Source organism: Spongiactinospora gelatinilytica, assembly GCF_003236385.1.
Taxonomy (GTDB): Bacteria; Actinomycetota; Actinomycetes; order Streptosporangiales; family Streptosporangiaceae; genus Spongiactinospora; species Spongiactinospora gelatinilytica.
This window is the reverse complement of sequence record NZ_POUA01000020.1, coordinates 15,532-41,499: the sequence shown is the minus strand read 5'-3', so window position 1 is coordinate 41,499 and position 25,968 is coordinate 15,532. Positions and strand designations below refer to the sequence as shown.

Below are 25,968 nucleotides of genomic sequence, written 5' to 3'. Positions count from 1 at the left end.
AGATGTGGATAAGAGACAGTCCTACGAGCGGCGGGAGGACTTCGCGGAGGTGGCCCGCAAGAACGTCGAGAAGTTCTACGGCGGGCCGGTGGAGCAGTGGCGGCTGGTGGTGGGCGACTTCGTGACCGCGCTCGACGAGAGCGACGTCGACCGCGTGGTGCTCGACATGCTGGCCCCCTGGGAGTGCGTGGACGCCGCGGCCAAGTCCCTCACCCCCGGCGGGGTGATCTGCTGTTACGTCGCCACGACCACTCAGCTCTCGCGTACTGTCGAAAGCATCAGGGACCACGGGAGTTTCACCGAGCCGCATTCGTGGGAGACCCTGATCCGCGACTGGCATGTCGAGGGGCTCGCGGTGCGGCCCGACCACAGGATGGTCGGGCACACGGGGTTCGTCGTCACCGCCCGCCGCATGGCGGAGGGGGTCACCGCCCCGCCCCGCCGCAGACGTCCGGCGAAGGGAGCGTATGGCGACGAGGCGACCGCCCGCTGATGGTGACGATTCAGCCACAGCGGTGAAACGCCCACGACACGGGAACAGATCGCCGTGTTCGTATGCTGCCACTACTAAAGGCATCCATTGGGGATTAATCACCAAGCACCGGTTGTAACTAGACGAACACTGCCCGGCCAGGTTACGGAAAGCCGTTAGATAGGTAGGGTCTTCAGTAGTCGCCCTCGACTGGGAAGGAGGTGACGGGCGTGGCAGCTCGCGACGACGCCGAAGCTCGGGCCGCCCAGCGCGAACGGGAGGTCGCCGACCTCACAACACAGGTCTCCTTCCTCCAGGAAGAGATCACCGCGTTGCGGCGCAAGCTTGCGGAGTCTCCCCGTCAGACAAGGGTCTTGGAAGAGCGCCTGCATGAGGCACAGGCGAATCTGGCCGCGGTCACCGGCCAGAACGAACGCCTTGTGGCCACCCTCAAGGAGGCCAGGGACCAGATTGTCGCCCTGAAGGAGGAAGTCGACAGGCTGGCGCAGCCGCCCTCGGGATTCGGCGTCTTCCTCTCCGCGCGGGAGGACGGCACGCTGGAGGTGTTCACCGGTGGGCGCAAGCTCCGCGTCAACGCCAGCCCGGCCGTCGATGTGGCCTCGCTGCGGCGCGGCCAGGAGGTCATGCTGAACGAGGCGCTCAACGTCGTCGAAGCCCTGGGCTACGAGACGGTGGGCGAGATCGTGATGCTGAAGGAGTTGCTCGAGGACGGCGAGCGGGCGTTGGTGATCTCGCACGCCGACGAAGAACGCGTGGTCCGTCTTGCCGAGTCCCTCAAGGACCAGCCCGTCAGAGCGGGCGACTCGCTCCTGCTCGAACCCCGGTCCGGCTATGTGTACGAGCGGATACCGAAGTCCGAGGTCGAGGAGCTTGTGCTGGAGGAGGTCCCGGACATCTCCTACGAGGAGATCGGCGGCCTGACCCGGCAGATCGAGCAGATCAGGGACGCCATCGAGCTGCCCTACCTGCACGCCGACCTGTTCCGTGAGCACGAGTTGCGCCCGCCCAAGGGCGTGCTGCTGTACGGCCCTCCAGGTTGCGGCAAGACGCTCATCGCCAAGGCGGTCGCCAACTCCCTGGCCAAGCAGGTGGCGGAGAAGACCGGCCAGTCGGGCAAGAGCTTCTTCCTCAACATCAAGGGCCCTGAGCTGCTCAACAAGTACGTCGGTGAGACCGAGCGGCATATCCGCCTGGTCTTCCAGCGGGCCAGGGAGAAGGCGTCGGAGGGCACTCCGGTCATCGTGTTCTTCGACGAGATGGACTCCATCTTCCGCACCCGCGGGTCCGGCGTCTCCTCCGACGTGGAGAACACCATCGTGCCGCAGCTCCTGTCGGAGATCGACGGCGTCGAGGGCCTGGAGAACGTCATCGTGATCGGCGCCTCCAACCGCGAGGACATGATCGACCCGGCGATCCTGCGGCCCGGCCGGCTGGACGTCAAGATCAAGATCGAGCGGCCGGACGCCGAGGCGGCCAAGGACATCTTCTCCAAGTACATCACCACCACGCTTCCGCTGTCCGACGACGATCTGGTCGAGCACGGCGCCTCCCGGGCGGCCACCGTGCAGGCGATGATCCAGCGGGTCGTGGAGCGGATGTACTCCGAGAGCGAGGAGAACCGCTTCCTGGAGGTCACCTACGCCAACGGTGACAAGGAGGTCCTCTACTTCAAGGACTTCAACTCCGGCGCCATGATCCAGAACATCGTCGACCGCGGCAAGAAGATGGCGATCAAGGAGTTCCTGGAGACCGGCCGCAAGGGCATGCGGGTCGCGCACCTGCTCGCCGCCTGCGTGGACGAGTTCTCCGAGAACGAGGATCTCCCCAACACCACCAACCCCGACGACTGGGCCCGCATCTCCGGCAAGAAGGGCGAGCGGATCGTCTACATCCGCACGCTCGTCTCCGGCAAGCAGGGCACCGAGGCGGGGCGTTCCATCGACACGGTTCCCAACACCGGCCAGTACCTCTGACCTGACACGAGGCGGCGCGGGCCCGAGCGGCCCGCGCCGCCTCGTGCCGTCAGGCGGGGCCCATGTGACGGATGCGACCGCTGAAAGCCCTGTGAATTAAGGGGAACCGGTCGTCGATCTAGATCGTCCAAGGGGCGTGCGTGCAGACATCGGTGCGGACCCCCGGTGACCGGGCGGGTTCAGGGGCCCGGCACGGTGCGCGTGCCGGCGCAGCGGACGGGCGCCCGTAAGGGCGCCTCGGCGGGGCCGGCGCCGGGCCGGGAGCGGGTGACCGGCCGCATCGCCGAACTCGACCTGCTGCGGTTCCTGGCCGCGTTGGCCGTGGTCGCCTTCCACTACCTGGTCGCCTTCGCCTCGATCTGGGGGGAACGGCCGAGCACGCTGTTCCCCGGCACCGCGTCCGTCGCCGGGCTCGGCATCCTGGGCGTGGAGCTGTTCTTCATCATCAGCGGTTTTGTGATCTTGATGACCGTGTGGGGCCGGGGGATCGGCGGCTTCGCCCGCTCCCGGCTGGTCCGGCTGTTCCCGGCCTACTGGGTGAGCGTGCTGGCCGTCGCGGGCGTCTACGGGTACACCAAGGCGACCGCGCTGGACCCGCGCCTGTCGGTGGGGGAGTACGCGGTCAACCTCACGATGTTGCAGCGCGCGTTCGGGGTCACCGACGCCAACGGGGTCTACTGGTCGCTGTGGGTGGAGCTGCGGTTCTATCTGCTCATCGGCGTCCTGGTGCTGGCCGGGGTGACCCTGGGCCGGTGCCTGGCGTTCATGGGCGTGTGGCTGGCCGCGGCCGTCGCCGCCACCTTCGTCGAGCTGGGGCCGCTCACCGAGGCGGCGGACCTCGTCGTGATGCCGAAGTACGCGCCGTACTTCATCACCGGCATGGCCCTGTTCCTCATCCGCCGCTTCGGGTCGTCGATCCCGCTGTGGGGGTTCGTGGCCGCCGGGTTCGCGCTGGCGCTGCGCTCGGCGACGCAGCGGGTGGCCGGGCGCGTGGAGGCCGCCGGCTTTTCGGCGATGCCGGTGGAGGACTGGATGGTCATCGCCGCCATCGCGTTCATGTACGCCGTGATGGCCGCCGTCGCGCTCGGCGCGCTGTCCCGGCTCACCTGGGGCGGCCTGACCACGCTGGGCGGCCTGACCTACCCGCTGTACCTGTTCCACACCCCGGTTGCGGTGGTGCTCGTCCCGGGGCTGCGCGACACGCTGCCCCCGTGGGCGGTGGCCTCCGCCGCGACGCTGGCCGCCATCGCGCTGTCCTACGCCGTCTACACCCTGGTCGAGCGGCCCGCGCAACGGCTGTTCCGGCCGCGGGCCCGGGGCAGGCGCGGCGGGGGGCGGCGCGCGACGGCGTAAAGTCGGCCTGCGGACCCGGCAAAAGGCATCTGTGCCATAACCGTCTGCCCGCAGCCGATGGTGAAGGGTCTAGGCTCGGGGATATATACGGCGGAACCACTGTCCCGACGAACAGAGGATGCGCATGACGGTACGGCGGGTGATGGGCATCGAGACCGAGTACGGGATTTCCGTGCCCGGCCAGCCGGGGGCCAACGCGATGGTGACCTCTTCGCAGGTCGTCAACGCCTACCTGGCGGCCTCGGCGGCTCGGGCACGCCGCGCACGATGGGACTTCGAGGAGGAGAACCCACTGCGCGACGCCCGGGGTTTCGACCTGGCCCGGGAGGTCGCCGACCCCAGCCAGCTCACGGACGAGGACCTGGGCCTGGCCAACGTGATCCTGACCAACGGCGCACGGCTCTACGTGGACCACGCCCATCCGGAATACTCCACGCCAGAGTGCACCAACCCCCGTGCGGCCGTCATCTGGGACAAGGCAGGCGAGCGGGTGATGCTGGACGCGGCACTCCGGGCGTCGGCCATTCCCTCCAACGCCCCCATCCAGCTCTACAAGAACAACACCGACAACAAGGGCGCCTCCTACGGCTGCCACGAGAACTACCTGATGCGGCGGGCCACGCCGTTCGCCGACATCGTCAGGCACCTGACGCCGTTCTTCGTGTCCCGTCAGGTGGTGACCGGCGCGGGACGGGTCGGCATCGGCCAGGACTCCCGCGGCGAGGGCTTCCAGATCAGCCAGCGCGCCGACTTCTTCGAGGTGGAGGTGGGGCTGGAGACGACGCTCAAGCGGCCCATCATCAACACCCGTGACGAGCCGCACGCCGACCCGGAGAAGTACCGGCGGCTGCACGTCATCATCGGCGACGCCAACATGTCGGAGATCTCGACCTACCTCAAGCTGGGGTCCACGGCACTGGTGCTCGCCATGATCGAAGACGGGTTCCTCACCCGCGACTTCGCGGTGGAGAACCCGGTGGCCGCACTGCGGGCGGTCTCCCACGACCCGAGCTGCCGCTATGAGATACCGCTGCGCGACGGGCGCAGGCTGACCGCCGTCCAGCTCCAGATGGAATACCTGGAGCAGGCCAGGAAGTACGCCGAAGAGCGCAGTGGCAACGGCGTGGACGAGATCACCAAGGACGTCCTCGACCGCTGGGAGTCGGTGCTGACCCGGCTGGCCGAAGACCCGATGCAGCTCTCCAGGGAGCTGGACTGGGTGGCCAAGCTGGAGCTGCTGGAGGGCTACCGCAGCCGCGACGGGCTGCCCTGGAGCCATCCGCGGCTCCAGCTCGTCGATCTCCAGTACTCCGACATCCGCACCGAGCGCGGCCTGTACAACCGGCTGGTGGCGCGCGGGCGGATGCAGCGGCTGGTGACCGAGGCCGACGTGGAGCGGGCGGTGGAGCAGCCGCCCAACGACACCCGGGCCTATTTCCGCGGGCGCTGCCTGCGGCAGTACAGCGAGGCGGTGGCCGCCGCCTCCTGGGACTCGGTCATCTTCGACATCCCCGGCCGCGATTCGCTGCAGCGGGTGCCCACCTTGGAGCCGCTGCGCGGCACCAAGGCCCATGTGGGCGAGCTGTTCGACCGCTGCCGCACGGCCGCCGACCTGGTGGCCGCGCTCACCGGCGACAACTGACCGGCGCAGGCTTGAGCCGTACGGCCCGGCGGCGGGCCGTACGGCGATCCGGTCCGCGGCCCGCCACGCTGATCTACTTTGTAAAGGCGCCGGGCCGTCAGAGCAGCCCGACGCCCAGCGTCAGCGCGCCCACCCCGAGGCCCGCCCCGCCGGCCACGGTGAGCCAGAGCAGCCCGTTGGGCTTGGTGTCGCGCGGCCGTGCCACCGACAGGAAGAAGCCCGGCGGCATCAGGATCGGGGCCGCCGCGATCAGTACGCGCACCAGCGTCCGCATGCCGTCCGACAGGTCCGCCTGGTCCACGTAGAGCATCGCCACCAGCACGCCCGCATGCGCGTGCCCGGCCCGCCAGAGGCTCCGCCTGGTCGGATTATCCAGATAGCCGGGTATGTTGCGAGTGAGGTGAGCCAGAAGTGACATGCCGCCGAAGGCGACCGCCGGAACGGTGATCAACAGCACTCCGGCCGTGCTGAGCGAGGAGGAGGACATGGCGACTCCCTGATTAGGTAGCTCTGCTATCCAATTATTGGATAGGACGGCTATCTGGTCAAGCGGTGAAGATCGCCCGCCCTCGGGCGCGCAAGATGGTCCACTTCGGGGAAGATATGAACTCAGGTGCGTCCCCTACACGGAGGTAGCGATGGCAACCAGGGACACCGGCGGTCAGAAGCAGACCGGCCGCCGCGAGAACGAGACCGAGGAGGTCGACGCACAGGCGGCCCCCGAAGTCCAGGAGCGCCAGGAGAAGCTCACCGACGACGTCGACGCGATCCTCGACGAGATCGACGAGGTTCTCGAAGAGAACGCCGAGGAATTCATCCGCAGCTACGTCCAAAAGGGTGGGCAGTAGGCAAGCCGGTAGTACATATGTCGTAAAAATCAGTCGCCCGGACCACGGTCTCCTGGTTCGGGCCGGACATATTCAGCACGCCGCCGGGGATGGGTTTCCGCTGCGGGGCCATGGCGGGCGCCAGAGCCTACGTGCAAAGGGCCATGACCTCGTTGCGGGCCGTCTCCAGGCGGTGGGGACCGGCCGGGGCGGGGAGGGCGACGAGGTCGCCTGTGACGACCTGGCGGGTCTGCGGGCCCCACAGGACCAGGCCGTCGCCTCCGGCGATGAGGAAGTCCGCGCCGTGCCGCAGCAGCAGCGGGCCGCCGGGCGTGGTGCTCACCGCCGTGCGCCGGGCGCGGACGCCCGCCACCACCGACGCCGGATCGCCGGGGTCCTCGGCGAGCACCCACGTGGTGGGCGCGCCGAGCTTCTGACCGTCGTGCTCGCTGTGGAAGTCGCTTCCTCCCAGCAGCACCGGATCATCGCGCCAGGCGGCGGCCCACGCCAGCGGCGCCCCCCAGGTGCGGTCCCACCAGCTCCAGTGCCAGATCTCGGCGGCGTGGGCGCCGATGTCCGGAGAGTGCCGCCAGGCGCAGTCGGCGGCCACCGGGTGGTTGATCGACAAGACCCCGCCACCGCCGTCCGCGGCCCGCGCCCAGGTGCCCGGCGGCCGCCTGAAGTCGATCCAGCCGAGGTCGCCGAAGGCGTTGGCGTGACCGAGGTCGGTGGTCACCTCCTGGCCGGGGACCAGTGTCACGCCGCTCGCGCGGGCCGCCGCGGGCAGCTCGCGGTGGTGGCTGACGGTGTTGTGGTCGGTGACGGCGAGGAAGTCCAGTCCGGCGTCGCGGGCGTGCCCGGCCAGCACGGGCACGGTCAGCGCGCCGTCGGAGTGCACGGTGTGCGCGTGCAGGTCGCCCGCCACCCAGGTCAACCCGTCGAGCCGGGGCAGTCCGCGCCGCTCGGCCGCGGGCGGGGGACGCTCGCCCGCCGGCACGGCCGGCCGTGGCGGCTCCTGCGGTGGCGTGTCGTACGCCGTGACGGTGACCTCGTACGGCAGGCCCTCCGCCGGGACCCGGTACAGCCCGAGCAGCACCCGCCAGACGCCAGGCTCCGGTTCTCCGGGCAGATAGCCGGGAGTGGCCCAGTGCGGCCCGATGGTGTACTCCTCGCGCGCCCCGCCCGACCACCCGCGAAACCCGGCCGGCCCGGCACAGCCCAGGTCGATGGTCCCCGCGCCCTTGTCGTAGGACAGGCGGACGGTCAGCGCGCGCACCCACGCCGGCGGCTCGAACGGCACCTCCCGGACCGGGCCGGTCACGCGGTCGTGCAGCGTGTGGCGGCCGTGCAGGCGGATCACTTGTTCCATGGTCATCTGAGGTCATGCCGTCGGCTCGGCGGATGCGGGCGCGGGGGCGACCGGCGCGCCGAGCAGCCGGCCCTCGCGGTAGACCAGGGCGCGGGAGGTGCGCGGCACCGCCCAGGCGGGCGTGCCGAGGGCCGGTTCGCCGCCCTCCTCGGGCACCACCACCTGCACCAGCGGCCCGTCCCCGCCGCCCGCGGGCTCCAGCGTGACGAGCAGCGCGGTGCCCATGTTCTCCACCACGCCCACCCTGCCGGGAAAGCCGTCCTCGCGCGGCTCGAACGACAGGTCGGCGTACTCCGGGCGCACGCCGTACGTCACCGGCTCCCCGTCGGGCAGGCCGCGCGCCGGGCCGGGAGGGGTGAGCCGCGCCCCGGCCACCAGCAGCGCGCCGCCCTCGGCGCGGCCGGGCAGCAGGTTCATCGGCGTGGCGCCGATGAAGGAGGCCACGAAGGTGGTGAGCGGCCGCTGGAAGACCTCGGCGGGGGTGCCCACCTGGGCCAGCCGCCCGCCGGACATTACGGCCACCCGGTCGGCGAGGGCCAGCGCCTCGCCCTGGTCGTGGGTGACGAAGACGGTGGTGACGCTTAGTTCGCGCTGCAGGCGCTTGAGGAAGGTGCGGGCGGTGAGGCGCAGCCGGGCGTCCAGGTTGGACAGCGGCTCGTCGAACAGGAAGGCGCGGGGGCGGCAGGCGATGGCGCGGGCCAGCGCGACGCGCTGTTGCTGGCCGCCGGACAGTTGCGCGGGCCGCCGTTCCAGCAGCCCGGAAAGGCCCAGCCGGTCGGCGGTGGCGGCGGCCCTGGCCCGCCGCTCGGCCCTGCCGACCCGTTTGACGCGCAGCGGGTAGGCGATGTTGGCGGCGACGTCCATGTGCGGGAAGAGGGCGTAGTCCTGGAAGACCATCGCCACGTCGCGGCGGCCGGGCGGCAGCGCCGTGACGTCCCGGCCGCCGATGCCCACCCGCCCGGCGGTGGGCGTCTCCAGCCCGGCGATGGTCCGCAGCAGCGTGGTCTTGCCGCAGCCGGAGGGCCCGAGCAGCGCCAGGAACTCCCCGCCGGCGATCTCCAGATCCAGGTCGTCGATGGCCCGGACCCCGCCGGGGAACTGCTTGACCAGGCCGCGCAGCGAGATCATCGCTTGATCCCTCCGTGGAAGCGGAAGCCGTACCTGCCGCTGACGAAGACGTACATGAGCACGACCGGGAGCGAGTAGACCAGCGAGAAGGCCGACACCAGCGGCAGGTCGGGCTGCCCGCCCTCGGTGTAGAGCGTGTAGAGGATCACCGAGCCGGGGGCCAGCCCGGGGTCCCTGATCAAGATGAACTGCAGCAGGAACCCGCCCCACACGTTGGCCACCGTCCAGACCGCGATGGTGGCGAGCCCGGGGCGGATCAGCGGCACCACGACGTGCCGCAGGATCTGCAGCGGGCTCGCCCCGAACACCCTGGCCGACTCCTCGTAGGAGGCGGGGGTGGCGTCGGTGAAGTCCTTCAGAATGAAGATCGCCGCGGGCAGCAGGCCGCCGGAGACCACCAGGATCACGCCGAGGTGGGTGTCGATCAGGTTGAGCCGGGTGGCCAGCTCGAAGATCGGCACCATCGCGGCGGTCCCGGTGACGATTGAGGACATCAGCAGCAGCAGGTACAGCAGGAGGTCGCGGCCGGGGACCTGGACCCGGGACAGGGCGTAGGCGGCGAGCGCGGCCAGTACCACCACCAGCGCCGCCGCCCCGCCCGCCTGGACGGCGGAGTTGACCAGCGAGCCCACCGCGAACGGGTTGACCAGCAGGGCGCGGAAGTTGGCCAGTGTGAACTCCGGCACCGACACCCGGATCGAGGCGCCCGCGTCGAACGGGGCGGTGGCCAGCCACAGCATGGGCAGCGCGAAGAAGCCGAGCAGGACCGCGACGAAGGCGGTGACACCGAGCCGCGCCAGCACGTGCCGGACCACGCGACGGCCCTCATCGGCGCTCACACCGGCCCCCGGCCGCCCGGCGCCGCCGCTGTGGGGGGCGCGTTCCTGGCCCGCAGCAGGCGCAGGTAGATGAGCGCGAAGACCAGGTTGATCAGCAGGATCAGGAACGACACCGCCGCCCCCGCGCCCAGCCGCCCGCCGTTCAGGGCGATGGCGTAGACGTAGACGGGCAGGATCTCCGAGCGGCCCTCCGGCCCGCCCGCGGTGAGCAGGAACGGCGTGAAGTCGTTGAACGTCCACAGGCTGATCAGCAGCAGGTTGGTCAGCACGTGCCCCTTGATGCGCGGCAGCACCACGTCACCGAGCTGGCAGGCGGTGGAGGCCCCGGCCAGGCGCGCGGTCTCCAGGTGGGAGGGCGGCACGTTCTCCAGGGCGGCGGAGTAGAGCATCATCGAAAAGGCGGTGCCCCGCCAGATGTTGAACACGATGATCGAGAGCATCGGATGGTCGAGCAGCCAGGCCGTGCCCGGAGTGTTCAGCAGCGCGTTCAGGGTGCCGCCGTCGCGGTCCAGCAGGGCGATCCACAAGAACGCCACCACCGAGCCCGGCAGGATCCACGACAGCAACACCAGGCCCTCCACGGCCCGCCGTACGGGGGTCCGCAGGCCGCGGGCCACCCAGGCCACCGCGAAGCCCAGCACGGCCTGCCCGGCGACCGCGGAGCCCAGCACGAACTGCACGGTCAGCCACAGCGAGGAGCCGAACCTCGCGTCGGTGAGCGCGGCGGCGTAGTTGTCCAGGCCGACGAACCGGGGCTCGGCGGCGGCGAGCCCGGTGAGCCGGTAGTCGGTCAGCCCGAGGTAGACCGTCCACAGCGCGGGGAAGACCAGGAAGACCCCGATCAAGACCAGCGCGGGCAGGATGAACGCCATGGCCCTGCCGCGGCCCAGCCCCGCGGCGTCGGTGCCCATCGGTCAGGCCGGGGTGATGGCGGAGGCGCCGACGAGTTCGGTGAGCCTGTGGTGGTAGGCGGCGGCGGCCTCTTCGGGGGAGCGGCCGGAGACGACGGCGGCGGTCGCCTCCTGCAAGGCCGCCGACACCTCGGGGTAGACCGCGAGCGGCGGGCGGTAGGCGGTCACCGGCAGCACCTTCTCCGCGACGAAGGAGAGCATGGGGTCGCGGCCGAGCACCTTGTCGTTGACGTCCGTCCTGGCCGTGACCCGCGCCTCGCCGCCGAGTTCGGCCTCCACGGCGGCGGCGGAGTGCATGAACGACAGCAGCTCCCAGGCCAGCGCCGGATAGCGGGACCTGGGGTTGAGCACGCGGGCCGATCCGCCGGACATGCTGACGAAGTCCTGGCCGCGCAGGCCGGCGCCGGGCCGGGCGGCGGGGATCAGCGCGTAGCCGACGACTCGGTCGCGGTTCTTCATCGGGTTGACCCCGACGACGGGATCGACGACCGAGCGCCAGAAGTAGTCGCCCTCGGCCAGGATGCCGATCTCGCCCTCGGCGAACTCCAGGAACGACTTGTCGCGGCCCTGGGCCTCCTGCTGGATCCTGGGATCGCCCAGACCGCCGGAGTAGACCTCGCGGTAGAAGCCGAGGACGTCCCGCAGCGCCCCGGTGCCGCCGGTCCACTTGCCGCCGGAGTAGATCTCCGTGCCGGTGCCCGCGAGCAGCGGCAGGACGCCCTGCATGGTGGTGGCCTCGCCCATCGCGGTGCCGGCGTTGATCTGCAGCGGGGTGACCCCGGGGAGCCGTTTCAGCGCCCGCGCCGCGTCGATGACCTCCCGCCAGCTCCCCGGCTGCCACTGCGCGGCGAGGCCCGCCCTGGCGAACAGCTCCTTGTTGTAGTAGAGCACCCGGCCGTCGGTGCCGACCGGCAGCGCGTACTTGCGGCCCTCGAAGATCCCGAGCCCCTGTACGGCGGGCGGGATCTGCTTCCAGCCCTCCCAGGTGTCCACCGCCGCCCCGGCCAGTTCGCGCAGCGGCCTGAGGTATCCGGCCTGGGCCAACTCGCCGATCCAGATGCCGTCGATGTCGATCACGTCCGCGCCGCGGCCGGACTTCAGGTCAAGCGCGATCTTGGTCTTGTAGACCTCGTCCTCCACGCCGTTGGGCTGGAACCGGACACGGACGTTCTGGCCCGCGGCCCGCTTGGCGGCCTCGAAGCGGGGGATCACCCAGTTCTTGATCCAGTCGGCGCCCTTGGCGTTCTTCCCGCCGGAGATGGCGTTCTGGGTGATCGTCAGGGTGATCGCGCCGCCGCCCCCGCTCTCACCGCCGCACCCGGCGGCGGTGACCGCCAGCGTCAGGGCGGTGACCAGGGCGCCGAGTGTCGTCGCAGGCCGGCGGGGTAGTCTCACGGGAACCTCCTCGGGGAGGCGCGGAGCCACGGCATATGGGACGTGCAACCACATCGACCATCGCACGCCCGTACCCGGCCGTAAAGCTTCGCGCTGGTGAACGGAGGACGAAGCAACGCGGTTCGCGCTTAGCTGATCGTGGGAAGTGCAAGCAACGGACCAAGATGAGTAGGGTCGCCCTATCGGTTCGTACGTTTGGGAGGGAGTCGCGTGGCATCGCACAGGGACCTGCCCACGGGACTGACGGCCAACCTGTCAGTGGACCCCGGCGGCTTGCCGCTCGCGGAGTTCGCCGGGCCGCGCCAGCGGCGGCGGTTCCACTCCATCGGCTCCGGATCGATCTTCGCCAGGGGATCACTGACGCTCTGCCGCCAGGACGCGCGACTCCGGACGGCCCCACCGCACCGCTGAGCCGGCCCGCGGCAGAGCCTTCGGCCCCCCTGATCAACGGCACTGAACGAGGAGAGGAAAGCCACCGGTGTCCATGCCCTTTGGATACGTCCCGGCAGAACAGCAGATGCGGGACAAGGCCGACTACGCGCGGAAGGGCATCGCGCGGGGCCGCAGCTCGGTCGTGCTCCAGTACGAGCACGGCATCCTGTTCGTCGCGCACAACGCCTCCCAGGCCCTGCACAAGATCAGTGAGATCTACGACCGCATCGGGTTCGCGGCCGTCGGGCGCTACAACGAGTTCGAGTCCCTGCGGCTCGGCGGCATCCGCTACGCCGACATCAACGGCTACACCTTCGACCGGGGCGACGTCACCGCCCGCGGCCTGGTCAACGTCTACGCCCAGAACCTCGGCATGATCTTCACCGACTCGATCAAGCCCTACGAGGTGGAGATCGTGGTGGCCGAGGTCGGGGCCTCGCCCGAGCAGGACCAGATCTACCGGCTGACCTTCGACGGGTCGGTGACGCACGAGCACGGCATGGTGGCGATGGGCGGGCAGGCCGACGCGGTCGCCACCCGGCTGCGCGAGCGCTACCGCGAGGGGCTGTCGCTGCCCGAGGCGCTGCGGGTCGGCGTCGCGGCGCTGACCGAGCCGGACGGCGACCCGCCGCCCACCTCCCAGATCGAGGTGGCGGTGCTGGACCGCAACCGGCCGCACCGCAAGTTCCTGCGGCTGATCGGCCCGAGGCTCAACGCCCTGCTGGCCGAGGGCGCCGCCCCGCCCGCGGGCGAGAGCGCGCAGGCCGAGGGCGAGCCGCCCGCGGCGCCCGGCACGCCCGCTCCGGAGCCCGAGCCGGGCACCTCGAGCCCGCCGACCGGGCCCGGGGAGGGCGATATCGACACCGGATCGGGCGACTGACCGCCCCTCGCGGGGTACATGTACGGCCATGCCGCGTTTCCGCCGTGGAAGGACCGCAGGGCCCGGCACGGCGGAGGCCGGCGACCAAGATCTCGCGCGGTGCCGACGAGGGGACTAGTGTGTGGTGATGGATCGTCGCATCTTCGGTCTGGAGAACGAGTACGGCGTCACCTGCACGTTTCGGGGGCAGCGCCGGCTGTCGCCCGACGAGGTGGCACGGTATCTCTTCCGGCGGGTCGTCTCCTGGGGCCGGTCCAGCAACGTGTTCCTGCGCAACGGCGCCCGCCTGTACCTCGACGTGGGCAGCCACCCCGAGTACGCCACCCCCGAGTGTGACAACGTCGTGGAGCTGGTCACGCACGACAAGGCGGGGGAGCGCATCCTTGAGGGGCTGCTCGTCGACGCCGAGAAGCGGCTGCGCGAAGAAGGCATCGCGGGCGACATCTACCTGTTCAAGAACAACACCGACTCGGCCGGCAACTCCTACGGCTGCCACGAGAACTACCTGGTGGGGCGGCACGGCGAGTTCGGCAGGCTGGCCGACGTGCTGATCCCGTTCCTGGTCACCCGGCAGATCATCTGCGGCGCCGGCAAGGTGCTACAGACCCCGCGCGGAGCGGTCTACTGCGTCTCGCAGCGGGCCGAGCACATCTGGGAGGGCGTGTCCAGCGCCACCACCCGGAGCAGGCCGATCATCAACACCCGCGACGAACCGCACGCCGACGCCGAGCGGTTCCGCCGCCTGCACGTCATCGTCGGCGACTCCAACATGAGCGAGACCACCATGCTGCTCAAGGTCGGCGCGACCGACCTGGTGCTGCGCATGATCGAGGCCGGCACGGTGATGCGCGACCTGTCGCTGGAGAATCCGATCCGGGCGATCCGCGAGGTCTCCCACGACATGACCGGGCGGCGGCGGGTCCGGCTGGCCAACGGGCGCGAGGCGTCCTCGCTGGAGATCCAGCAGGAATACCTCTCCAAGGCGAGGGACTTCGTCGATCGGCGCGGCGGCGACGAGATCGCCCACCGGGTGCTGGAGTTGTGGGAGCGCACCCTGCGCGCGGTGGACACCGGCGATCTGGACCTGGTGTCGCGGGAGATCGACTGGGTGACGAAGTACCAGCTCATCGAGCGCTACCGGAACAAGTACGACCTGCCGCTGTCCTCCCCCCGGGTCGCCCAGCTCGACCTCGCCTACCACGACGTCCACCGCAGGCGCGGCCTGTTCTACCTGCTCCAGCGGCGCGGATCGGTGGAGCGGGTGGCCTCCGACGTGAAGATCTTCGAGGCCAAGTCGGTGCCGCCGCAGACCACCAGGGCGCGGCTGCGCGGCGAGTTCATCCGCAAGGCCCAGGAGAAGCGCCGCGACTTCACGGTGGACTGGGTCCACCTGAAACTCAACGACCAGGCGCAGCGCACGGTGCTGTGCAAGGACCCGTTCCGCAGCGTCGACGAGCGGGTGGACAAGCTGATCGCGGGCATGTGAGGGGAGCCGTGTTGTTTACCCTTCCCGTACAGGCGAGCGGGTAGGGTGACGCGGACAGCCGACTCCTCAGAGGGATACCTATACAATGCGACGCCGCCTGGCCGTACTCGCCGCAGTGCCCCTGTTGTTCGCCGCAGCCTGCGGCTCGGAAGGGGGCGGGTCGGCCACGTCGGCGTCGACCCCTGCGGGGGGCGGCATCACCGTGACGGGTGCCGCCAACGCCAAGCCGACCGTGAAGTTCCCCGCGGGCGCGCCGGCCAAGACCTCCAGCTCCAAGGTGGTCACCGAGGGCCAGGGCGCGCCGGTCAAGATGGGCGACACGGTCGTCACCAACATGACCCTCTACACCTGGGACGGCAAGTCCAACGCCCCGGGCGGGTCCACCTACGACGCCGGCTCCCCGGAGCTGGTGCCGCTGTCGGCGCAGTTGCCCAAGGTGATCCAGGAGGCCTTCGTCGGGTCCAAGCCGGGCGGCCGCTTCTACGCGATCGTGGCCCCCGACAGCTACTCCAAGAAGGATCTGGACCAGGCCAAGGCCCAGGGCGCCGACCTCAGCATGGCGCAGGTCTTCGTGGTGGACGTGATCGGCACGGCCAAGAGCATGGCGGCGCAGGGCGCGGCGGTGAAGCACAAGCTCAAGGGCGTCGATCTGGAGAACCCGGGCGGCGACAAGGCGCCGAAGCTCACCACCAAGACCAAGGAGAAGGCGCCGAAGGAGCTGGTCGCCGAGACGGTGATCAAGGGCGACGGCCCGGCGGTGAAGTCCGGCGAGACCATCATGGTCCAGTACACCGGCAAGATCTGGGGCAGCGACACCGAGTTCGACAGCAGCTGGACCAGGGGCAAGCCGGTGTTCTTCCAGATCGGCACCGGCAAGGTCATCAAGGGCTGGGACCAGGCCCTGGTGGGCGTGCCGGTGGGCAGCCGCGTGCTGCTCAGCATCCCGCCGGACCTCGGCTACGGCAAGAACGGCCAGGGCGACAAGATCAAGGGCGACTCGACCCTCGTCTTCGCCGTTGACGTCCTGGGCGCCTACAACCTGCCCGCCTGACCGGGCTCTGACGCGGGGCGGGCCACCGGCCCACCCCGCGTTCCAGACTCCCTGTGTGGAGGATCTTCAGGCCATCGCGCTGCTCCAGGACGAGGTCCGCCGGGCGCTTTACGACTTCGTGGCGGGCGCCGGGCGCGACGTCGGCCGGGAGGAGGCGGCCCGGGCGACCGGCGTGCAGCGCACCCTGGCCGCCTTCCACCTGGACAAGCGCGATGATGTGCTGTTCGCATGCACCTCGCCGAGCTGAACATCGCGCACATGCGAGCGCCCAAGGAGTCGGCCCTGATGGCCGAGTTCGTCTCCGCGCTCGCGCCGATCCACGCCCTCGCCGACGAGGCGCCGGGCTTCGTGTGGCGCTGAGGGCGGTGAGGAGCCCGACGCCACGGTGATCCACGGCGACCACCTGCTGATCGACTTCTCCGTCTGGGAGAGCCGCGACGCGCTGTGGAACTACGTCTACCGCAGCGCGCACCTGCCGGTGATACAGCGGCGCAGGGAGTGGTTCCACCGCATGTCCACGCCGTACCTGGTCATGTGGTGGATCGAGGAGGGCGTCATCCCGACCCTGGAGGAGGGCCTGGAGAGGCTGGAACGCCTGCGCGCCGAGGGCCCGGGGCCGCAGGCGTTCACCTTCAGGGACTTCTACGAGCCCCCCTCCGCCGCCGTGAGCGTCGCGGCCAGCCGCCCGCCGGCGGCCGAGGTCAGGAAGTAGGCCAGGTCCTCGTCCAGGCCGCGGCCCATGGTCGAGAGCCTGACCGGGGAGGCCGCCAGGGCCTCACGCAGGCCGTCCACCGGCACGCCGACCAGTTCGTGCCGTTCGCCGAGCGCCGCGGCCTGCGCGCTCACCCGCGCCCCGAACGCGCCGGGCAGCTCGGGCACCGCCACCGCGGCCCGGGCCAGCGCGACCCGCCCGTAGGCGGTCAGCGAGTGGTGGGAGACCCCGACGTGGCGCTCCCGGGCGTCGCCCTCGCTGACCCGCAGGGCCGCCACCGGCCGCCCGGACAGCACCGCCGCCGCGTTGACCGCCTCGCCCGCCGACACCCCGGAAAAGCCCCAGCGGGTGCCCGTGCCGAGGTTGCCGGGGCCCTGCGTCACGATCGCCACGTCCGCGCCGAGCACGTGCCGGGCGGCCAGCAGGCCGGTGTGGGTGGTCACCGTCTCCACATCGCCGCCGAACGCCTGCCCGACGGTGACCACGCCGGTCAGCCAGCCCGCCTCGCGCAGCCGGGCGCACGACATGGAAAACCACGCGGGCAGCGCGCCGCCGTCGAGCATCACGTACGCGACCTTGAGCGCGGGCCGCCCGCCGTACCGGTCGTACAGGCCGCACAGGATCGGCGCTAGCGCCGAGTGCAGGTCGGCCACGATCACCGGCATCCCCTCCACGGAGTCGGCCTCGCGCAGCACCTCGTGGTGGGGGGAGTCCTGCTCGTCGGCGCCGAGCACGGTGGCCTGCATCGGGGTGTACCTGGCCTTGACCAGGTGACCGGGCCCCTCGGGATCGGGGGGCAGCCGGTCGGGCACGGCCACCACCATGGCGTAGCCGCCGGTGCCCAGGCCCATCGCCAGGGCCGTCGTGTTGAGCAGGACCGTATCGCCGGGTTGCGGACGCCCGACCAGCGCCGGATAAGCGAGCGCGCGCACCTGTTGTCCAGATAGGCTCACCTGGAGTTCGACGGCGCCGTCCCACTCCCGCTGGATTTCCACCACTTCGCCCTTACGCCATCTGATCACGCCGGAAGGGTAGTGGAAGGCGGCGCCCGCTGACGCGCGCCGACGCCCCCCGGGACGCGGTAGCGTCTCCTGGGAGGAAGGAGGGGACCGATGTCGCGGCGCAAGACCGAGCGCCTGCTCAACCTCGTGATCTGCCTGCTGGCGACTCGCCGTCCGCTGCCCGCGGACCAGATCCGCCAGGTCGTGCCCGGCTACGACCGCGACGGCGACGAGGCGTTCCAGCGCATGTTCGAGCGTGACAAGAACGAGCTGCGCGAGATCGGCATACCCATCGAGGTCCACAAGGACCCGTGGGACGACGAGCCGGGCTATCGCATCGTACGGCAGGCGTACGAGCTGCCGGAGATCACGCTCGCGCCCGACGAGGCCGCCGTGCTCGGCCTGGCGGCGCAGGTGTGGCGGCGGGCCAGCCTGGCCGAGGCCGCGGGCGGGGCCCTGCTGAAGCTCCGCGCCGCCGGGGTGGAGACCCAGGAGAGCGGGATGGACGCGCTGGAGCTGCGCGTGGACACCCGCGACCCGTCCTTCCCCGCGCTGTGGGAGGCCGTGCGCGACCGCCGCGCCGTCCGCTTCGACTACCGCACGGCCGGCAGCGGCGAGGCCCGCACCCGCACGGTCGAGCCGTGGGGCGTGGTCAGCCGCCGCGGGCGCTGGTACATCGTCGGGCACGACCGCGACCGCGACGGCCACCGGGTCTTCCGGCTGAGCCGGATCACCGGCCCGGTCACCCCGCTCGGCCGCCCCGGCGCGGTCCGCGTGCCGCCCGGGGTCGATCTGCGCGAGCTGGTCGGCTACCGCGATGACCAGGCGATGCCCGAGCGCACCGCGCTGCTGCGCCTGCGTCCCGGCACCTGCCAGGGCGTGCGCCACCTCGCCAGGGATGTGCGCCCGGCCGGCGACGGCTGGGACGAGGCCGACGTGGTGTTCGCCGACCCCGAGCGGCTGGCCGGCTGGCTGGCGAGCCTCGGTCCCGACGTCGAGGTCGTGGACCCGCCCGACGCCCGCGACGCCGTCATCCGCCGTCTGAAAGGGGCCATGGCGTGAGCGCGTCGGCCGATCGTCTCCCGCGCCTGCTCGCGCTGGTGCCGTACCTGATGTCGCACCCCGGCGCCCAGGTCGCCGAGGTCGCCAAGATCTTCGCGGTGAGCGAGAAGCAGCTCATCGACGACCTGCAGCTCGTGTGGATGTGCGGGCTGCCCGGGCACACGCCGGGCGACCTCATCGACGTCTCCTGGGACGGCGGCGAGATCCTGATCGACAACGCCGAGACCATCGCCAGGCCGCTGCGGCTGGCCGTGGACGAGGCAAGCGCGCTGCTGGTGGCGCTGCGGATGCTGCTGGAGTTCCCCGAGTTCGCCGAGATGGGCGACCGTGAGGCGCTGGCCCGGGTGATCGCCAAGCTGGAGCGGGCGGCGGGCGAGGCCGCGGCGGCCGTCAGCAGTAAGGTCGCCGTGGAGGTCGACGTGGAGGCCGCGCCCGACGCGCTGGCCGCGGTGCAGGAGGGGCTGCGCGCCCGGCGGCGGCTTTCGCTGCGCTACTACGTGCCCGGCCGCGACGAGGTCACCTGGCGCGAGGTCGATCCCATGCGGCTGGTGTTCGCCGACGGGCGGCCCTATCTGGAGGGCTGGTGCTACCGGGCCGAGGCGGTCCGGCTGTTCCGGCTGGATCGCATGCAGGAGGTCCGGGTGCTCGGCGTGGCCGCCGAGCCGCCCGCGGGGGCCGAGTCACGCGACGTCGCGCAGGGCGTCTTCCGGCCCTCGCCGACCGACGAACTGGTGGAGCTGGAGGTCACGCCCGACGGGCGCTGGGTGGCCGAGTACTACCCGTGCGAGGAGGTCACGGAGCTGGGGGAGGGCCGCCTGCGGGTGGCCCTGCGGGCCCGCGACCAGGGGTGGCTGGTGCGCCTGGCGCTACGGCTCGGCGACACCGGGCGGGTGGTCTCACCGCCCGCGCTGGCCGCCGCGGTACACGAGCGGGCGGGCGCCGCGCTTGCCCTGTACGAACGCGAGCCGGCCCGATGACCTGGATCTTCGCCGGGGTGGGGGTGGCCTTCGCGGGGGTCGCCGTGATCGCCGTGCTGGCGGTGCGGGTGCTGGCCGCGGCGGAGAAACTGCACCGCGAGTTGGACCGCACCAGGGCCCAGCTAACCCCCAAACAGGACATACTTCGACAAAAGATCGACGCTTTGCGGCACCCGGAATGATGTGGCCGCGCCCGCGGCAGCGTACGATCGATGTCAGTGAAAGAACGCCGCTCGGTGTAAAGGATGTGTCATGCCCAACCTGGGACCTACTGAGCTGATCATCATCGCGGTCATCTTGGTGTTGCTGTTCGGTGCCAAGAAGCTTCCTGACGCCGCCCGGTCGATCGGCCGCTCCATGCGCATCTTCAAGTCGGAGACCGCGAAGCTGCGCGAGGACGACGAGACCACCGTGGAGAAGGTCGACTCCCCGGCGCAGCAGCAGCCCGCCCAGCCGCACCCGCAGCAGATCCACCAGGGCGTCGTGCTGACCCCTGAGGAGCAGGCCAAGATCCTCGCCGAGCGCGAGCGGGCCCAGGCCGGCACTCTCAAGGACAAGCTGAGCTGACGGTCCCGGCACCAGGTCGGCTCCGCCCTCGCCTACTTCTCCCCGAGACCAGGACACCCGTATGGCTCTGCTGAAATGGCCCAAGCCCGGCGCCGACGGGCGTGACCCGGAGGGGCGCATGCCCCTGATGGACCATCTGCGCGAGCTGCGCAACCGGCTCGTCGTCGCGGTCCTCGCGGTCATCGTGGGCACCGTGGTGGGGTTCCTCATCTTCGACCCGGTATGGAACTTCCTGAAGGCGCCGTTCTGTGACACGGCCGCCGCACAGCAGTTGCGGCCGGGGGAGTGCAGCCTGGCGGTCGGCGGCATCTTCCAGTCCTTCTTCCTCACCCTGCACGTCTCGGCCATGGTGGGGCTCGTGCTGGCCTCCCCGGTGTGGCTGTACCAGATCTGGGCGTTCGTCACGCCGGGCCTGTACCGCAACGAGCGGCGCTACACGTTCGGCTTCCTGGGCCTGGCCATCCCGCTGTTCCTGGCCGGCGCGGCGCTGGCCTACATCGTCCAGGACACCGCGCTCGGGCTGCTGCTGGGCTTCGCCCCCGACGACACCGTGCCGCTCATCCAGATCGACGAATACCTCAGCTACACCATGATCATGCTGCTGGTGTTCGGCATCTCCTTCGAGCTGCCGCTGCTGATGGTGTTCCTCAACATCATCGGCGTGCTCCCGCACCAGACGGTGAAGAAGCACCGGCGCATGGTCATCTTCCTGATGTTCGTGTTCGGGGCCGTGGCCACGCCCGGCGGCGAGCCGCTGACCATGATGGCGCTGGCGGCGCCCATGGTCCTCCTGTTCATGCTGGCCGAGCTGTTCATGTACCTGCGCGAGAAGCGGCGGCCCGCGGGTGAGGACTATTCGGGTCTCGACGATGACGAGGCATCACCGCTGGACCTCGACGGCTCGGACGACCAGGAGCCGGCGCGCTAGCCGACGTCCGGCATGGCCTGGTTCCGGTCACTTTGAGATCTACTTTGTAAAGGGGTCGGCCGGTTCCGCACCGGACGGACGGACCGGAATCCCGGTATCGGTAGGCTGAACAGCATGACGACGCCAGCGGAGCGGTATGCGGCCTTCCGGGAGAGCATCGCCGACGAAGGCCCCGCGATGAGCTCGTTCCGCGAGTTGTACGACTTCGAGCTGGACGAGTTCCAGATCGACGCGTGCCACGCCCTGGAGGCCGGTGACGGCGTGCTGGTGGCCGCGCCGACCGGCTCGGGCAAGACGGTGGTCGGCGAGTTCGCCGTTCACCTGGGGCTCGAGCAGGGGCGCAAGTGCTTCTACACCACCCCGATCAAGGCGCTGTCCAACCAGAAGTACAACGATCTGGTAAAGCGCTACGGCACCAAGAAGGTCGGCCTGCTGACCGGCGACAACAGCGTCAACGGCGAGGCCCCCATCGTGGTGATGACCACCGAGGTGCTGCGCAACATGCTCTACGCCGGGTCGGCGACGCTGGCCGGGCTGGGCTTCGTGGTGATGGACGAGGTCCACTACCTGGCCGACCGGTTCCGCGGGGCGGTGTGGGAAGAGGTCATCATCCACCTGCCGGAGTCGGTGCGCGTGGTGGCGCTGTCGGCCACGGTGAGCAACGCCGAGGAGTTCGGCGAGTGGCTGGGCGAGGTTCGCGGCGACACCACGGTGATCGTCGATGAGCACCGCCCGGTGCCGCTGTGGCAGCACATGCTGGCCGGCAACCGGTTGCACGACCTGTTCGTCTCCGAGGAGGAGGGCGAGCGGCCCAGGGTCAATCCGGAGCTGCTGCGCATGGCCCGCGAGGAGGGGCGGCTCGGCGGCCCGCCGCGGGGCAGGCGCGGGTACGGCAGGCCGCGCGGGCTCCGCGCGCCGAGTCGGGCCGACGTGGTGGAACGCCTCGACGCCGAAGGGCTGCTGCCCGCGATCACCTTCATCTTCTCGCGGGCCGGTTGCGACGCCGCCGTCATGCAGTGCCTGTATTCCGGGCTGCGGCTGACCACCGAGCGGGAGCGGCACGAGATCCGCCAGATCGTGGACGAGCGCACCGCGCATCTGCCCGACGAAGACCTCGCGGTGCTCGGTTTCCTGGAGTGGCGCGAGTGCCTGGAGCGGGGCCTGGCCGCCCACCACGCGGGCATGCTGCCGACCTTCAAGGAGGTCGTGGAGGAGCTGTTCACCGAGGGCCTGGTCAAGGCGGTGTTCGCCACCGAGACGCTGGCCCTGGGCATCAACATGCCGGCCCGTTCGGTCGTCATCGAAAAGCTCGACAAGTGGAACGGCGAGACCCACGCCGACCTCACCCCCGGCGAGTACACCCAGCTCACCGGGCGGGCCGGGCGGCGGGGCATCGACGTGGAGGGCCACGCGGTGGTGATCTGGCAGCCGGGCAGCGATCCGGTGTCGGTCGCCGGGCTGGCCAGCACCCGCACCTACCCGCTGCGCTCCAGCTTCCGCCCCTCCTACAACATGGCGGTCAACCTGGTCGGGCAGGTCGGCCGGGCGCGGGCGCGCACCCTGCTCGAAGCGTCGTTCGCCCAGTTCCAGGCCGACCGTGCGGTGGTCGGGCTGGCCAAGCAGCTCCGCCGTACCGACGAGGCCCTGGCCGGCTACCAGGACGCGATGACCTGCCACCTGGGCGACTTCACCGAGTACGCGGCGCTGCGCAGGCGGCTGTCGGACCGCGAATCCGACCTCGCCCGCCAGCGCACCGCGACCCGCCGCGCGCACGCGGTCAGGTCGCTGGAGGCGCTGCGGCCGGGCGATGTGATCCGGGTGCCCGCCGGGCGCCGGGCGGGTCTGGCGGTGGTGCTGGACCCCGGGCTCAACCCGCGCGGCGCGGCCGGGCGCGGCGAGGGCCCCTCGCCGCTGGTGCTGACCATCTCCAAGCAGGTCAAGCGGCTGTCGGCGGCCGACTTCCCGGTGCCGGTGGAGCCGGTCGAACGCCTGCGCATCCCAAAGAACTTCAACTCCCGGGCCCCGAGAGACCGCGCCGACCTGGTGGCCACCATGCACGCCAAGCTGGGCGACCGCGACCTCGGCAAGCCGCCGAGGGCCAGGGACCACGCGGTGGAGGACGAAGAGGTCACCGAGCTGCGGCGGCTGATCAGGCAGCACCCCTGCCACGGCTGCGAGGAGCGCGAGGACCACGCCCGCTGGGCCGAGCGCTACTACAAGCAGTTGCGCGAGAGCGAGGGGCTGCGACGCCGGGTGGAGAGCAGGTCCCACGTCATCGCCCGCACCTTCGACCGGGTGTGCGGGGTGCTGGACCAGCTCGGCTACCTCGACGGGGAGACGGTGACGGTGCAGGGCAGGCGGCTGGCCGCCCTCTACACCGAGCTCGACCTGCTCACCGCCGAGTGCCTGCGCTCGGGGCTGTGGGACTCTCTGGACCCGGCCGAGCTGGCGGCGTGCGTGTCGGCGCTGGTCTTCGAGTCGCGCCAGTCGGACGACGCGCGCCGGCCCAAGATCCCGGCGGGGGAGGCCACCGATACGCTGGCGGCCATGGTACGGCTGTGGGGCGACCTTGAGGCCATCGAGGAGACCCACGGGTTGTCGTTCACCCGCGAGCCCGACTTCGGGTTCGCCTGGGCGGCCTTCCGCTGGGCCCGCGGGCACAGCCTGGACGCCGTCCTGACCGACGGCGCGGGCGGCGCGGAGCTGGCGGCGGGCGACTTCGTGCGCTGGATGAAGCAGCTCCTGGACCTGCTCGGCCAGATCGGCGACGCGGCGGCGCCGCACAGCCCGGTCAAGAAGAACGCGTCCAAGGCCATGGACGCCATCCGCCGAGGCGTCGTCGCCTACAGCTCCGTCACCTGACCTCCGCCGCGCGGACCGGGGTCAGGCGGAGGTCTTGGCCAGGGCGTCGAGGAGGCGGTTGAGAGGGCCGTCCAGGCCGTGGCGGTCGGCGAGGGCGACCAGGGCGCGCTTGTCGCGGGGCTCGGCGGGCAGGGTCAGGTCGACGTCGGGCAGCGGGGCGTCGTGCGCGACCTTGACGACGGCGGGGGCGACCCGCAGGTAGTCGCGGGCGGCGGACAGCTTGGTGCGGGCCCCGGCGGGGAAGCCCTCGGTCTGCCCGGAGTCGAGGGCCGCGAGCATCGTGGGCAGGTCGCCGAAACGGGTGATCAGCGCGGCGGCGCTCTTGTCGCCCACCCCGGGCACGCCGGGCAGGCCGTCGCTCGGGTCGCCGCGCAGGGTGGCGAAGTCGGCGTAGGACCGGCCGGGAATGCCGTACTTGGCGGTCACCGCGGCCTCGTCCACGACCTGGAGGTTGCGGATGCCGCGGGCGGTGTAGAGGACGCGGATCTGCCGGGCGTCGTCCACGAGCTGGAACAGGTCGCGGTCGCCGGTGACGATGTCGACGGGGCCCTTTGCGCAGGCCGTGCAGGTGCCGATGATGTCGTCGGCCTCGTAGCCGGGCACGCCGATCCGGGCGATGCCGAGGGCGTCGAGGGTCTCCTCGATGATCGGGACCTGCGGCGCCAGCGCGTCCGGCACGTCTTCCTGGTCGCCCTCGGCGACCCGGTGGGCCTTGTACGACGGCACCGCCGCCACCCGGAACGCCGGCCGCCAGTCGGCGTCCATGCACGCCACCAGCTCGGCGGGGGAGCCGGAGCGGACCAGGGTGGCGATCATGTCGATCAGGCCGCGGACGGCGTTGACCGGCCTGCCGTCCGGAGAGGTGATCGACTCGGGCACGCCGTAGAACGCGCGGAAGTAGAGCGAGGCGGTGTCGAGCAGCATCAGTCCGGGCATGACCCTCATCCTCGCACGGCCTACATTGGACCCGTGACCTCTGATCTGTACCCCGTGTCCCGGCTGGCCGCCGCGCAGGAGGCGACCCGGCGGGCGGGCATCGACGCGCTGCTGCTGACCCCTGGGCCCGACCTTCGCTACATCACCGGTTACGAGGCACTGCCGCTGGAACGGCTGACGTGCCTGGTGGTCCCGGCCGCCGGTGACGCCTTCTTGATGGTGCCCCGGCTGGAACTGCCCGCCGCCGAGCACTCTCCGGCGTCCCGGCTCGGTGTGGAGTTCGTGGCCTGGGAGGAGACCGACGATCCCTTCGCGCAGGTGGCCAAGCGGCTGGGCGGCGGGGTGGCCAGGGTCGGCCTGGCCGACCGGATGTGGGCGATGACCTCGCTGCGCTTCCGCGACGCGCTGCCGGGGGCCGAGCAGGTGCTGGCCTCGTCGGTGCTGCGCGAGATGCGGATGCGCAAGAGCCCGGCCGAGGTGGCGGCGCTGCGCGCGGCGGGCTCGGCCATCGACGCGGTACACGCCCAGGTGCCCGGGTTCCTGCGCCCCGGTCGCACCGAGCGCGAGGTGGGGCGGGACATCGCCGACGCGATCATCGCCGCCGGGCACGCCACGGTCGACTTCGTCATCGTGGCCTCGGGGCCCAACGGCGCGAGCCCGCACCACGAGCTGTCCGACCGGGTCATCCAGGCGGGTGAGCCGGTGGTGGTCGACATCGGCGGCCAGATGCCGAGCGGATACTGCTCCGACTCCACCCGTGTCTACTGCGTGGGCGAGCCGCCCGCCGAGTTCGCCGCCTACTACGAGGTGCTGCGCCAGGCCCAGGAGGCGGCCTGCGCGGCGGTACGTCCGGGCGTGACGTGCGAGGCGATCGACGCCGCGGCCCGCCGGGTGATCGAGGACGCCGGCTACGGCGAGCTGTTCATCCACCGCACCGGTCACGGCATCGGCCTGGAGACCCACGAGGACCCCTACATCGTGGCGGGCAACGCCGAGCCGCTGGCCCCGGGGTTCGCGTTCTCGGTCGAGCCGGGGATCTACCGGTCCGGCGCGCACGGCGCGCGGATCGAGGACATCGTGGTGTGCGGCGAGGACGGCGGCGAGCGCGTCAACCTCCGCCCCCGCGAACTGATGGTGGTGTGAG

The 25,968-nt window shown here is 71.1% G+C and carries 27 protein-coding genes; 19 read left to right on the top strand and 8 right to left on the bottom strand.

Translation table 11 applies throughout. The features are described 5' to 3' along the window. The 4 genes from C1I98_RS04610 to dop all read left to right on the top strand — a co-directional run. Positions 1 to 493, top strand: a 493-nt coding sequence (locus tag C1I98_RS04610) for a tRNA (adenine-N1)-methyltransferase (RefSeq protein ID WP_368773521.1), incomplete at its 5' end; no start/stop codon positions are given. Between the two features lie 200 nt (positions 494 to 693). After that, entirely contained in the window at positions 694 to 2,466 is a 1,773-nt protein-coding gene (gene arc, locus C1I98_RS04605; protein ID WP_199536717.1) for a proteasome ATPase, read from the top strand. Positions 2,467 to 2,631: 165 nt separating this feature from the next. Continuing rightward, a complete protein-coding gene (locus C1I98_RS04600) occupies positions 2,632 to 3,819 on the top strand; it encodes an acyltransferase family protein (RefSeq protein WP_233507163.1) in 1,188 nt (395 codons plus the stop codon). Between the two features lie 124 nt (positions 3,820 to 3,943). Continuing rightward, the gene (dop, locus tag C1I98_RS04595; RefSeq protein WP_111165814.1) at positions 3,944 to 5,461 is read left to right on the top strand and encodes a depupylase/deamidase Dop; all 1,518 of its coding nucleotides are present in this window, start codon (positions 3,944 to 3,946) and stop codon (positions 5,459 to 5,461) included. A gap of 97 nt (positions 5,462 to 5,558) precedes the next feature. Here dop and C1I98_RS04590 read toward each other — a convergent pair whose 3' ends face one another. Next, complete coding sequence (locus C1I98_RS04590; RefSeq protein ID WP_111165809.1) at positions 5,559 to 5,948, bottom strand: hypothetical protein; 390 nt, start codon at positions 5,946 to 5,948, stop codon at positions 5,559 to 5,561. 151 nt (positions 5,949 to 6,099) lie between these two features. Here C1I98_RS04590 and C1I98_RS04585 point away from each other — a divergent pair, with 151 nt between their 5' ends. Next, a complete protein-coding gene (locus C1I98_RS04585) occupies positions 6,100 to 6,309 on the top strand; it encodes a ubiquitin-like protein Pup (protein ID WP_111165808.1) in 210 nt (69 codons plus the stop codon). 127 nt (positions 6,310 to 6,436) lie between these two features. Here the strand turns inward: C1I98_RS04585 and C1I98_RS04580 are convergent, their stop codons facing one another. Genes C1I98_RS04580 through C1I98_RS04560 form a run of 5 tightly spaced genes read right to left on the bottom strand, consistent with a single transcriptional unit; the run spans position 6,437 to position 11,930 of the window. Then, entirely contained in the window at positions 6,437 to 7,663 is a 1,227-nt protein-coding gene (locus C1I98_RS04580; protein ID WP_233507161.1) for a CehA/McbA family metallohydrolase, read from the bottom strand. Positions 7,664 to 7,669: 6 nt separating this feature from the next. Beyond that, positions 7,670 to 8,785 (bottom strand): ABC transporter ATP-binding protein, encoded by a 1,116-nt coding sequence (locus C1I98_RS04575; protein ID WP_111165807.1) that lies wholly within the window; start codon positions 8,783 to 8,785, stop codon positions 7,670 to 7,672. After that, complete coding sequence (locus C1I98_RS04570; RefSeq protein WP_233507157.1) at positions 8,782 to 9,624, bottom strand: carbohydrate ABC transporter permease; 843 nt, start codon at positions 9,622 to 9,624, stop codon at positions 8,782 to 8,784. Before C1I98_RS04570 ends, C1I98_RS04575 begins: the two co-directional genes overlap by 4 nt. Continuing rightward, on the bottom strand, positions 9,621 to 10,535 hold the full coding sequence (locus C1I98_RS04565) for a carbohydrate ABC transporter permease (protein WP_111165805.1): 915 nt from the start codon (positions 10,533 to 10,535) through the stop codon (positions 9,621 to 9,623). The genes C1I98_RS04570 and C1I98_RS04565 overlap by 4 nt, the downstream gene beginning before the upstream one ends. Positions 10,536 to 10,538: 3 nt before the next feature. Next, positions 10,539 to 11,930 carry an extracellular solute-binding protein gene (locus C1I98_RS04560; RefSeq protein ID WP_199536716.1) on the bottom strand — a complete coding sequence of 464 codons (1,392 nt, stop codon included), beginning with the start codon at positions 11,928 to 11,930 and terminating at the stop codon, positions 10,539 to 10,541. A 210-nt stretch (positions 11,931 to 12,140) separates the two neighbouring features. On the opposite strand from C1I98_RS04560, the gene C1I98_RS40325 reads away from it, so the two are divergent. The 7 genes from C1I98_RS40325 (at position 12,141) to C1I98_RS04535 (ending at position 16,491) form a co-directional block, all read left to right on the top strand. Beyond that, positions 12,141 to 12,341: a hypothetical protein gene (locus tag C1I98_RS40325; protein WP_146607283.1), complete on the top strand. Its 201-nt coding sequence runs from the start codon at positions 12,141 to 12,143 to the stop codon at positions 12,339 to 12,341. A 73-nt stretch (positions 12,342 to 12,414) separates the two neighbouring features. After that, entirely contained in the window at positions 12,415 to 13,242 is an 828-nt protein-coding gene (gene prcA, locus C1I98_RS04555; RefSeq protein ID WP_199536719.1) for a proteasome subunit alpha, read from the top strand. Positions 13,243 to 13,369: 127 nt separating this feature from the next. Further along, positions 13,370 to 14,728 carry a Pup--protein ligase gene (pafA, locus tag C1I98_RS04550; protein WP_111165812.1) on the top strand — a complete coding sequence of 453 codons (1,359 nt, stop codon included), beginning with the start codon at positions 13,370 to 13,372 and terminating at the stop codon, positions 14,726 to 14,728. An 85-nt stretch (positions 14,729 to 14,813) separates the two neighbouring features. Then, positions 14,814 to 15,779: an FKBP-type peptidyl-prolyl cis-trans isomerase gene (locus C1I98_RS04545; RefSeq protein WP_146607282.1), complete on the top strand. Its 966-nt coding sequence runs from the start codon at positions 14,814 to 14,816 to the stop codon at positions 15,777 to 15,779. A 55-nt stretch (positions 15,780 to 15,834) separates the two neighbouring features. Beyond that, complete coding sequence (locus C1I98_RS04540; protein ID WP_199536715.1) at positions 15,835 to 16,026, top strand: helix-turn-helix domain-containing protein; 192 nt, start codon at positions 15,835 to 15,837, stop codon at positions 16,024 to 16,026. Then, positions 16,008 to 16,139 (top strand): DUF3291 domain-containing protein, encoded by a 132-nt coding sequence (locus C1I98_RS45285; protein ID WP_306461841.1) that lies wholly within the window; start codon positions 16,008 to 16,010, stop codon positions 16,137 to 16,139. The genes C1I98_RS04540 and C1I98_RS45285 overlap by 19 nt, the downstream gene beginning before the upstream one ends. A 25-nt stretch (positions 16,140 to 16,164) precedes the next feature. Further along, a complete protein-coding gene (locus C1I98_RS04535; protein WP_306461840.1) occupies positions 16,165 to 16,491 on the top strand; it encodes a DUF3291 domain-containing protein in 327 nt (108 codons plus the stop codon). On the opposite strand, the gene C1I98_RS04530 is transcribed toward C1I98_RS04535, so the two are convergent. Beyond that, the gene (locus C1I98_RS04530; protein ID WP_111165801.1) at positions 16,422 to 17,513 is read right to left on the bottom strand and encodes a DUF3866 family protein; all 1,092 of its coding nucleotides are present in this window, start codon (positions 17,511 to 17,513) and stop codon (positions 16,422 to 16,424) included. The genes C1I98_RS04535 and C1I98_RS04530 overlap by 70 nt on opposite strands. Before the next feature lie 90 nt (positions 17,514 to 17,603). On the opposite strand from C1I98_RS04530, the gene C1I98_RS04525 reads away from it, so the two are divergent. The 6 genes from C1I98_RS04525 (at position 17,604) to C1I98_RS04500 (ending at position 23,888) form a co-directional block, all read left to right on the top strand. Further along, positions 17,604 to 18,554 (top strand): helix-turn-helix transcriptional regulator, encoded by a 951-nt coding sequence (locus C1I98_RS04525; RefSeq protein WP_111165800.1) that lies wholly within the window; start codon positions 17,604 to 17,606, stop codon positions 18,552 to 18,554. Beyond that, positions 18,551 to 19,531: a helix-turn-helix transcriptional regulator gene (locus C1I98_RS04520; RefSeq protein WP_233507156.1), complete on the top strand. Its 981-nt coding sequence runs from the start codon at positions 18,551 to 18,553 to the stop codon at positions 19,529 to 19,531. The genes C1I98_RS04525 and C1I98_RS04520 overlap by 4 nt, the downstream gene beginning before the upstream one ends. Continuing rightward, positions 19,528 to 19,713, top strand: coding sequence for a hypothetical protein (locus C1I98_RS04515; RefSeq protein WP_111165799.1), 186 nt, complete (start codon positions 19,528 to 19,530; stop codon positions 19,711 to 19,713). Before C1I98_RS04520 ends, C1I98_RS04515 begins: the two co-directional genes overlap by 4 nt. A gap of 70 nt (positions 19,714 to 19,783) precedes the next feature. After that, complete coding sequence (gene tatA / locus C1I98_RS04510; RefSeq protein WP_111165798.1) at positions 19,784 to 20,098, top strand: Sec-independent protein translocase subunit TatA; 315 nt, start codon at positions 19,784 to 19,786, stop codon at positions 20,096 to 20,098. Between the two features lie 61 nt (positions 20,099 to 20,159). Beyond that, the gene (tatC, locus tag C1I98_RS04505; RefSeq protein ID WP_111165797.1) at positions 20,160 to 21,026 is read left to right on the top strand and encodes a twin-arginine translocase subunit TatC; all 867 of its coding nucleotides are present in this window, start codon (positions 20,160 to 20,162) and stop codon (positions 21,024 to 21,026) included. 114 nt (positions 21,027 to 21,140) lie between these two features. Beyond that, positions 21,141 to 23,888, top strand: a complete 2,748-nt coding sequence (locus C1I98_RS04500) for a DEAD/DEAH box helicase (RefSeq protein WP_111165796.1) — start codon at positions 21,141 to 21,143, stop codon at positions 23,886 to 23,888. A 21-nt stretch (positions 23,889 to 23,909) separates the two neighbouring features. Here C1I98_RS04500 and C1I98_RS04495 read toward each other — a convergent pair whose 3' ends face one another. Continuing rightward, positions 23,910 to 24,824, bottom strand: a complete 915-nt coding sequence (locus C1I98_RS04495) for a 5'-3' exonuclease (RefSeq protein ID WP_111165795.1) — start codon at positions 24,822 to 24,824, stop codon at positions 23,910 to 23,912. 33 nt (positions 24,825 to 24,857) lie between these two features. Between C1I98_RS04495 and C1I98_RS04490 the strand changes: the two genes are divergently transcribed. Further along, complete coding sequence (locus C1I98_RS04490; RefSeq protein WP_111165794.1) at positions 24,858 to 25,967, top strand: M24 family metallopeptidase; 1,110 nt, start codon at positions 24,858 to 24,860, stop codon at positions 25,965 to 25,967. The last annotated feature ends 1 nt before the right edge of the window (position 25,968 follow it).